The 7,837-nt window shown below is 72.9% G+C and carries 9 protein-coding genes; 7 read left to right on the forward strand and 2 right to left on the reverse strand.

The features are described from left to right. From VF825_RS06685 to iolB, 3 genes are all read left to right on the forward strand, one after another. Window positions 1–1,021: LCP family protein (locus VF825_RS06685; protein WP_331111447.1), on the forward strand; the 1,021-nt coding region annotated here is incomplete at its 5' end. A gap of 139 nt (window positions 1,022–1,160) precedes the next feature. Next, a complete protein-coding gene (locus tag VF825_RS06690; RefSeq protein WP_331111449.1) occupies window positions 1,161–1,634 on the forward strand; it encodes a MarR family winged helix-turn-helix transcriptional regulator in 474 nt (157 codons plus the stop codon). A gap of 48 nt (window positions 1,635–1,682) precedes the next feature. Beyond that, window positions 1,683–2,564: a 5-deoxy-glucuronate isomerase gene (gene iolB / locus VF825_RS06695; protein WP_331111451.1), complete on the forward strand. Its 882-nt coding sequence runs from the start codon at window positions 1,683–1,685 to the stop codon at window positions 2,562–2,564. 43 nt (window positions 2,565–2,607) lie between these two features. On the opposite strand, the gene VF825_RS06700 is transcribed toward iolB, so the two are convergent. Continuing rightward, entirely contained in the window at window positions 2,608–3,165 is a 558-nt protein-coding gene (locus tag VF825_RS06700) for a universal stress protein (protein ID WP_331111453.1), read from the reverse strand. Window positions 3,166–3,320: 155 nt separating this feature from the next. On the opposite strand from VF825_RS06700, the gene VF825_RS06705 reads away from it, so the two are divergent. The 3 genes from VF825_RS06705 to VF825_RS06715 are packed head-to-tail and all read left to right on the forward strand — an operon-like array spanning window position 3,321 to window position 5,622. Next, window positions 3,321–4,334 (forward strand): thiamine pyrophosphate-dependent dehydrogenase E1 component subunit alpha, encoded by a 1,014-nt coding sequence (locus VF825_RS06705; protein WP_331111455.1) that lies wholly within the window; start codon window positions 3,321–3,323, stop codon window positions 4,332–4,334. Between the two features lie 11 nt (window positions 4,335–4,345). After that, on the forward strand, window positions 4,346–5,392 hold the full coding sequence (locus VF825_RS06710) for an alpha-ketoacid dehydrogenase subunit beta (RefSeq protein WP_331111457.1): 1,047 nt from the start codon (window positions 4,346–4,348) through the stop codon (window positions 5,390–5,392). After that, window positions 5,389–5,622: a lipoyl domain-containing protein gene (locus VF825_RS06715; RefSeq protein ID WP_331111459.1), complete on the forward strand. Its 234-nt coding sequence runs from the start codon at window positions 5,389–5,391 to the stop codon at window positions 5,620–5,622. The genes VF825_RS06710 and VF825_RS06715 overlap by 4 nt, the downstream gene beginning before the upstream one ends. Before the next feature lie 77 nt (window positions 5,623–5,699). On the opposite strand, the gene VF825_RS06720 is transcribed toward VF825_RS06715, so the two are convergent. Beyond that, window positions 5,700–6,473 carry a nuclear transport factor 2 family protein gene (locus tag VF825_RS06720; protein ID WP_331111461.1) on the reverse strand — a complete coding sequence of 258 codons (774 nt, stop codon included), beginning with the start codon at window positions 6,471–6,473 and terminating at the stop codon, window positions 5,700–5,702. 241 nt (window positions 6,474–6,714) lie between these two features. On the opposite strand from VF825_RS06720, the gene VF825_RS06725 reads away from it, so the two are divergent. Beyond that, the coding region (locus VF825_RS06725; RefSeq protein ID WP_331111463.1) for a hypothetical protein at window positions 6,715–7,837 on the forward strand (1,123 nt) is incomplete at its 3' end.

Genomic DNA, 7,837 nt, shown 5'->3' on the forward strand with positions numbered 1-7,837 from the left:
CCCTGCCGCCGGGGGCCGGCCGCCGCGCGGCCGCCGCCCCGTGGAGGCGCCCCGCCGCCGCAAGCGCCACCCGGTGCGCAACACCCTCATCGTGGTGCTCGTCGTCCTCCTGGCCTGGGTGGGGGCCATGGTCTGGGCGACCAACGCCGCCTGGAGCCACGTGGTCAAGATCCCCGCCGAGCCCACGTCGGCCAACCGTCCTTCCGCGGGCTCAGGCAAGAACTACCTGCTCGTCGGCTCCGACAGCCGCGCCGGGCTGACCCCGGCCCAGCGCAAGGCCCTGTCCACCGGCTACGCGGCCGGTGCGCGCACCGACACGATCATGCTGCTGCACCTCCCGGGCAACGGCGGCAACCCCACACTGGTCTCGCTCCCCCGCGACAGCTTCGTGCCGATCCCGGGGCACAGCCGCAACAAGATCAACGCCGCCTACTCCTTCGGCGGGGCGAAGCTGCTGATGGACACGGTCGAGCAGGTCAGCGGCCTGCGCATGGACGGCTACATCGAGATCGGCTTCGGCGGCTTCTCCAACGTGGTGGACACGGTCGGCGGCGTGAACATCTGCGTCAAGCACGCGATGAACGACCCCAAGGCCGGCATCAACCTCAAGCCGGGCTGCCAGGACATGAACGGCCCGACCGCCCTGGGCTACGTGCGCGCCCGCTACTCCGACCCCCTCGGTGACCTCGGCCGGGTCCAGCGCCAGCGTCAGTTCCTCGGTGCCTTGATGAAGAAGGCTGCCACCCCGGCCAACGTGCTGCTGCCGTGGCAGCTCAACGCCTTCGGGTCCGCGGTGGCCTCGTCCCTGACCGTCGACGAGAACGACTCGATGATCGAGGTCGGCAAGGCCCTGTGGGCGCTGCGGAGCATCTCCCAGGGCAACGGGCAGTCCATCACCATGCCCATCAGCAACCCCAACCTGCAGACCTACGCCGGCAGCGCGGTCAAGTGGGACAGCGCCAAGGCGCTGGCCCTGTTCAAGGCGCTCAAGAACGACGAGCCGCTGACCGTCAAACCCTGAGCCACGGCATACCGGAAGGCCCCTGTCCCCTCGCGGGACAGGGGCCTTTCCCCTTTCCCGCGGTATGCCCCGGGAAGGACCGTGCAGCCCGGCCCACCTTTTCATTGCGCCGGCGCAATGGTTGGTCGATGATGAAGAGGTGCCCCGCACCACCGGCCCCACCCCCCAGCAGGTCGAGTCCGTCATGGCCGCCTCGCGCGTGCTGGTGGCCGTGGCCGCCGAGTCCGTGGCGGCGGTGGAGGAGGCGGTGACGCTGCCCCAGCTGCGCGTGCTCGTCATGGCCTCCACCGACCAGCGGCTGTCGGGCGCCGCCGTCGCCGCGGCCCTCGGGGTGCACGCGTCGAACGCCACCCGCACCGTGGACAAGCTCGTCGCTGCCGGCTACCTGGACCGCTCGGAGGACCCCGACGACCGCCGGCTGGTCCGGCTCACGCTGACCCCGACCGGTCGGGCGCTGGTCACCGCGGTCAATGACCACCGCCGCGACGCGATCTCGCGGGTGCTGGACGCCATGGACGCCCCCGCCCGCGAGCAGCTGGCGTCGTCGATGCGGACCTTCGCCTCGGCCGCCGGGGAGCTCACCCACGACCCGGTGAGCGCCGGCCACACCTGACCCAGCAGCAACCCGCGCGCCACCCGACGCGCACCAGGAGGTGCACCAATGAACACCTGGCACCGTCCGGCCGGTTCCGCCGCCGCCCCCGGGTTCACCGTGGCGGTGACCCCGGACGGAGACGGCTGGGAGCACGCCGGCCTCCACGTCGCCGAGCTCGGCGCCGGAGAGTCGCGCACCGTGGCCACGCGGGACAGCGAGTGGCTGGTCCTGCCCCTGTCCGGGCGGTGGCGGGTGGAGTGCGACACCGAGCTTGTCCTGCTCAGTGGCCGGGACGACCCCTTCGCCGGGCCCACCGACTACGCCTACGTGCCGCGCGGGTCGACCTTGACGGTCACCAGCACCACCGGAGGCCGGGTGGCCCTTCCCCACGCCACGACCGAGGAGCGGCTGCCGTTCCGGCGGGTCGGGGTCGAGAGGGTGCCGACCCGGGTCATCGGGACGGGCCACACCAGCCGCCAGGAACGCCGGGTCGCGACACCCGACGTGCTCCGGGCCGGCTCGCTGATCGCCCGCGAGGAGCTGACCCCCGGCGGCAACTGGTCGGCGTGGCCGCCACACCGGCACGACCGGCAGCGCGACGACCAGGAGAGCGCGGTCGAGGAGATCTGCTACGTCGAGCTGCGACGGCAGCCGGGCGCCCCGGGAGGGAACGGCGGGTTCGCCTTCCACCACGTGCACGGCACCCCCGACCGGCCGATCAACGTGGCCGCCACGGTGCGCACCGGTGACGTCGTCCTCGTCCCCTACGGCTGGCACGGCCCGGCCATGACACCACCGGGCTACGACATGTACTCACTGCACGTCATCGCCGGCGCCGGGCCTCGGCACCAGGTGCTCATGACCGAGCAGCCGGAGCACGCCTGGGTGACGAGCGCGCTGGCCTCCCAGCCCGGCGACCCCCGCCTGCCGTTCCCCGAGACCCGCTGACGCGCGAGCCGGTCCGTCCCGGCGGCGCCCGACGGTGCGGCCGTCAGCGGCCGTGGGGGATCACGACCACCGGGCACCGGGCGTGGTTGACCAGGTGCTGGGTGACCGACCCGAGCAGGGCGCCGGTGACCCCGCCGTGGCCGCGGGACCCGACGACGAGCACGTCGGCAGGGGTGACCGCGTCGAGCAGCACCTGCGCCGCGTGGCCCTCGAGGGCGTCCGTGGCCACCTTCACCGGCGTACGCCCGGCCTGCTCGTCCTCCTCGAGGACGGTCGTGACCATCGCGTCGGCCACGTTGCGCACCCCCGCCTCGGCATCGGCCTCGGTCTCGTGCTCCGGGGGCGGGGGGTCGGACATGATCGGCTCCCACGCGCTCGGCAGGACCGCCGAGGGTGCGGGGTACATGTTGCCGACCGTCGAGTACCCCCACGTCGGGTGGTAGGACCATCCGATCACCGCGTGCACCGGGCAGCCCCGCGCCCGGGCCTCCTCCACGGCCCACCGGAGGGCGGCGAGGGAGCCCTCGGACCCGTCGACCCCGACCACCACCCGACCCGAGCTCGGTGCGGCGGGGGCGGACGGTGAGGTGGCGTCGCTCATGCTCCGAGTGTGGCCGCGGGTGGGGTCAGGGCCGGGAGGACCTAGGTCCGTGCAGCCCCCCGCCGGCCCCGCCCTACGTTGGCGCAAGGGGGGTTCGGAAGGCCACTGACGAGGCGTCCGCGGTTCCCACGGCGTCCCGGCGTCTGGAGGACGGCATGAGCACGACCGCGCACGACACACCCCAGTCCCTCACCCTCGACCCGGCCACCCGGCTGGGGCTCTACCGGACCATGGTCCTGGCGCGGACCTTCGAGGAGGCGGTCCTGCGGGAGTACCACGCGGACAAGGGGCCCGGCTTCGACATCGGCAAGGGCCTGGTGCCCGGCGAGATGCACCTGGCCGCCGGGCAGGAGCCCGTGGCGGCCGGCGTGTGCGCCCACCTCACCGGCGACGACGCGGTCACCGCCACCCACCGGCCGCACCACTTCGCCATCGCGCACGGGGTCGACCTCGACAAGATGACCGCCGAGATCTTCGGCCGGGAGACCGGCCTCGGGCGCGGGCGCGGCGGACACATGCACCTGTTCGACCCGGCCGTGCACTTCTCCTGCTCCGGCATCATCGCCGAGGGCTACCCGCCGGCCCTGGGCCAGGCCTACGCCTTCAAGCAGAAGGGCACCGGGCGGGTCGCGGTGGCCGTGACCGGCGAGGGAGCCGCCAACCAGGGCGCCTTCCACGAGTCCCTCAACCTCGCGGCGCTGTGGCAGTTGCCGGTCGTCTTCGTCGTCGAGGACAACGACTGGGCCATCTCCGTGCCCCGGGACGCCTCCACGGCGGTGCCGTCCAACGCCAGCCGGGGTGCGGCATACGACATGCCCGCGGAGCGGGTCGAGGGCAACGACGTCGAGGCGGTCTACGCGGCCGCCGACCGGGCCGTCGCCCGCGCCCGCGCGGGCCAGGGTCCGACGCTGCTCGAGGTGCACACGGTCCGGCTGTGGGGTCACTTCGAAGGTGACGCGCAGGGCTACCGGCCCGAGCTGGCCGAGGTGCCCTCGATGGACCCGATCCCGCCCTACGAGCAGCGGCTGCGCGACGAGGGGATCCTCGACGACGCCGTCATCGCCCGCACCCGGCAGGAGGCCGAGGCCCGGGTCGAGCAGGCGATCGCCTTCGCCAAGGCCAGCCCCGTGCCCGACCCCGCCACCGCCTCGTCCTACGTGTTCAGCTGAGGAGCGCTCCCATGACCATCACCGAGACCCCCACCCAGGAGACCGGGCACGGCAGCCACCGCCTGACCACGGCCAAGGCCATGGTCGAGGCCATCGCACTGGAGATGGAGCGCGACCCGTCCGTGTTCTACCTCGGCGAGGACGTCGGGCCCTACGGCGGCATCTTCAGCTCCACCACCGGGCTGCAGGAGAGGTTCGGCACGGACCGCGTCATCGACACGCCCATCTCCGAGAGCGCGTTCATCGGCCTGGCCATCGGCGCCGCGGTGGAGGGGATGCGCCCCATCGCCGAGCTGATGTTCGCCGACTTCATGGGCGTGTGCCTGGACCAGATCTACAACCACATGGCCAAGATCCACTTCGAGTCCGGCGGCAACGTCACGGTGCCGATGGTGCTCACGACCGCGGTCGGCGGCGGCTACTCCGACGGCGCGCAGCACTCCCAGTGCCTGTGGGGCACCTTCGCCCACCTGCCGGGGATGAAGGTCGTGGTGCCGAGCAACCCCTACGACGCCAAGGGCCTGATGATCTCGGCGATCCGCGACGACAACCCGGTCGTCTACATGTTCCACAAGGGCGTCATGGGCCTGCCGTGGATGGTGAAGAACCCGCGTGCGACCGGCGACGTGCCCGACGGGCCCTACACGGTGCCGATCGGCGAGGCGGCCGTGGTCCGTGAGGGCAGCGACGCCACCGTCGTCACGCTGTCGCTGTCGGTGCACCACGCGCTGGACGCCGCCGAGTCCCTGGCCGGCCAGGGCATCGAGGCCGAGGTGATCGACCTGCGCAGCCTGGTCCCGCTCGACCGCGAGACGATCCTGCGGTCGGTGTCCAAGACCGGGCGGCTCGTCGTCGTGGACGAGGACTACCAGTCCTTCGGGCTCTCCGGCGAGGTCAGCGCGACGATCACCGACGTCGACCCGAGCATGCTGCGCTCACCGGTGGCCCGGGTGTGCAATCCCGACACCCCGGTCCCCTACGCCCACGCGCTCGAGTACGCCGTGCTCCCCCGCCAGGACCGCATCGAGGCCGCGATCCACCGCGTCGTGCGGGCATGACCGAGGTCCCGTTCCCGCCGCTGAGCAAGGAACGGCCCGACGCCGAGGGTGTGTTGTCCACCTGGTTCGTCGCCGAGGGCGAGGCGGTCAGGGCGGACCAGCTCCTGGCCGAGGTGCAGGTCGACAAGGTGGCCGCCGAGGTGCCGGCACCGTGCGCCGGGGTGGTCCACCTGCTCGTGAAGGAGGACGAGGCGGTCACCCAGGGCAGCCCGATCGCCCGGATCGACTGAGGGACGACCCGGACGCGAGAGCCCCTACCCCCGTGAGGGAGGCAGGGGCTCTCGCCGGTATCCCGCGGGATGGCGGTTCAGCTCATGAACGCGTCGTAGCCGGCCAGGTCGCTGTTGAGCTCGAGGATGTCGGTGACCTTCTCGCCCATGAAGGTGAACAGGATCGACCCACGCGAGACGAGCTTGTTCCCGCCGCGCGTCGCCGAGATCTGGTGCACGGCCGTCACGTGGCCGTGGCCGTCGCCGTGGACCTCCAGCAGGTCGGCCCGGAACGTGCCCTCGCACCGCTCGTTGAGCTTCCCGAAGTACTCGAGCACCGCGTCGGCGCCCTTGTAGGTGCCGGCAAGCGGTCCCGTGCCGGCGGTGTGGTGCATCACGTCGTGGGCGAACAGCGTCCGCAGGGTGTCGACGTCGCCGGTGTTGAACGCCGTGTAGCCACGGCGGATGCGGCTCATGGCGTCGTCGTCCGGGGCTGCGATGCCCTTCGGGCGCCCCCGGGCATAGCGGGTCGCGTCCGCCGAGTAGTCCACCATGACGCAGGGCACGTCGCTGGTGACCCAGGCGTCGTGCCCTCTCGGCAGGTCGAAGACGTCACCTTCCGTGACCTCCATCTCGGTGCCGTCGTCGAACCGGATCCGCATCGACCCCGAGACGACGTAGCCCAGGTGGTGCACCCTGCAGCTGTCCGTCCCGACGATCGGCTTGACGTCCTCCGACCACCGCCACCCCGGCTCGAACTCCCCCCGGAGGATCGCCGCAGCGCCGGCGTTCGCGAGGACGGCGTGGCCGTGCGCCGCGAACTGGCGCTCCTCGCCCTGTGTGTCCAGGTTGCTGACCAACACGTCAACCATCGGACCTACCTCCAACCGGTAAGTTCGCCGGTCGCCGGGCGCGGCCGGCAAGCCTTCACTCTTCCACCGGGCCTCCGGGGAGCGGAATACGCCGGGATGCGCGCCCGCCGGCTGCCCGGAGTACGCCGAATGCCCCTGTTGCCCACGGCACAGGACCGGATCGCCTGAGGCGGCCCGGGGTCCGGCACCGGCGTCAGGTCCCTCTCAGGTTCGTCGCAGGCGGCGTGCCTACCGTCCCCCGGTGCCTGACTCCCTGACCCCGGTCGCCCCCGACGACGAGCCGCGCCTGCGTCGGCTGCGCCTGCTCCTGTGGGCGTGGGCCGCCGTCTGGGTGGTGCCGTTCCTCGCCGTGTCCAGCGTGTCGTGGCACTTCTTCCCCCTCGGCTCCCGGCTGCTGCTCGGCAACGCCCCGGGGGACGGCCTGGACCTGTATGCCGCGCACCCGCAGCTGCAGTTCGGCCCGCTCACGCTGCTGGCGGCCACACCCCTGGTCGACCTGCCTTACCGTCCCGGCGAGCGCCTCGCCCTGCTGGCCCTCGCCGCCCTGGGGCCGGTGCTGCTGCTGAGCCTGCGCCGGCTGATGACGGGGGCGCACCGGGAGCGGCGTCTGCTCCTCGCCGGGCTGGTGGTGATCCCGGTCTGGGACGAGGTCGCGGTCCACTTCGGCCACCTCGACGACGTCCTCGCCCTGGGCCTCGGCGTGGCGGCCCTCCATGCGGTCGCCGCCCGGCGCCCGCTGCTCGCCGCGGTGCTGCTGGCAGCGGCCGCCGACGCCAAACCCTGGGCGCTCGGGTTCGTCGTGCTGCTGCTGGTCTTCCGCGGGCGGCCGCTGCTGCAGGCGATCGGCGTGTATGCCGCAGGGGTCGTCGCGGCGTGGCTGCCGTTCCTGCTCGACGCGCCGGCCACCGTCACGCGGCTGGGCCACTTCACCATCCCGGTGGCCCCGTCCTCGGCGCTGCACGTCTTCGGGGTGGCCGCCATCCGCACCCCGCCCTGGGACCGGCCGGCGCAGCTCCTGCTGGGCCTCGGCCTGGGGGTCCTGGCCGTACGCCGCGGTCACTGGCCGGCGGTGCTGCTCATGGTGGTGGCGGCGCGACTGGTGCTCGACCCGGCGACGTACCCCTACTACACCTCCGGCGCCGTCCTGGCCGCGGCCGTCGCCGACCTGCTCCTGACCGGCACCACGGTGCCCGTCCTCACCCTGGTCAGCGCCGTCACCCTGTATGCCGTGCGGTTCGCCCCGATGCCGGAGGTGCTCACCCAGCCCGGGCTGGCATGGCTCCGGGTCACCTTCGCCGCCTCGGCTGTCGCCACGATCCTCCTGCTGCGGCGCCCGGGGCGCGGCGGCCGGGTGCGCGACCCCG

This window comes from Oryzihumus sp. (genome assembly GCF_036391795.1).
GTDB lineage: Bacteria > Actinomycetota > Actinomycetes > Actinomycetales > Dermatophilaceae > Oryzihumus.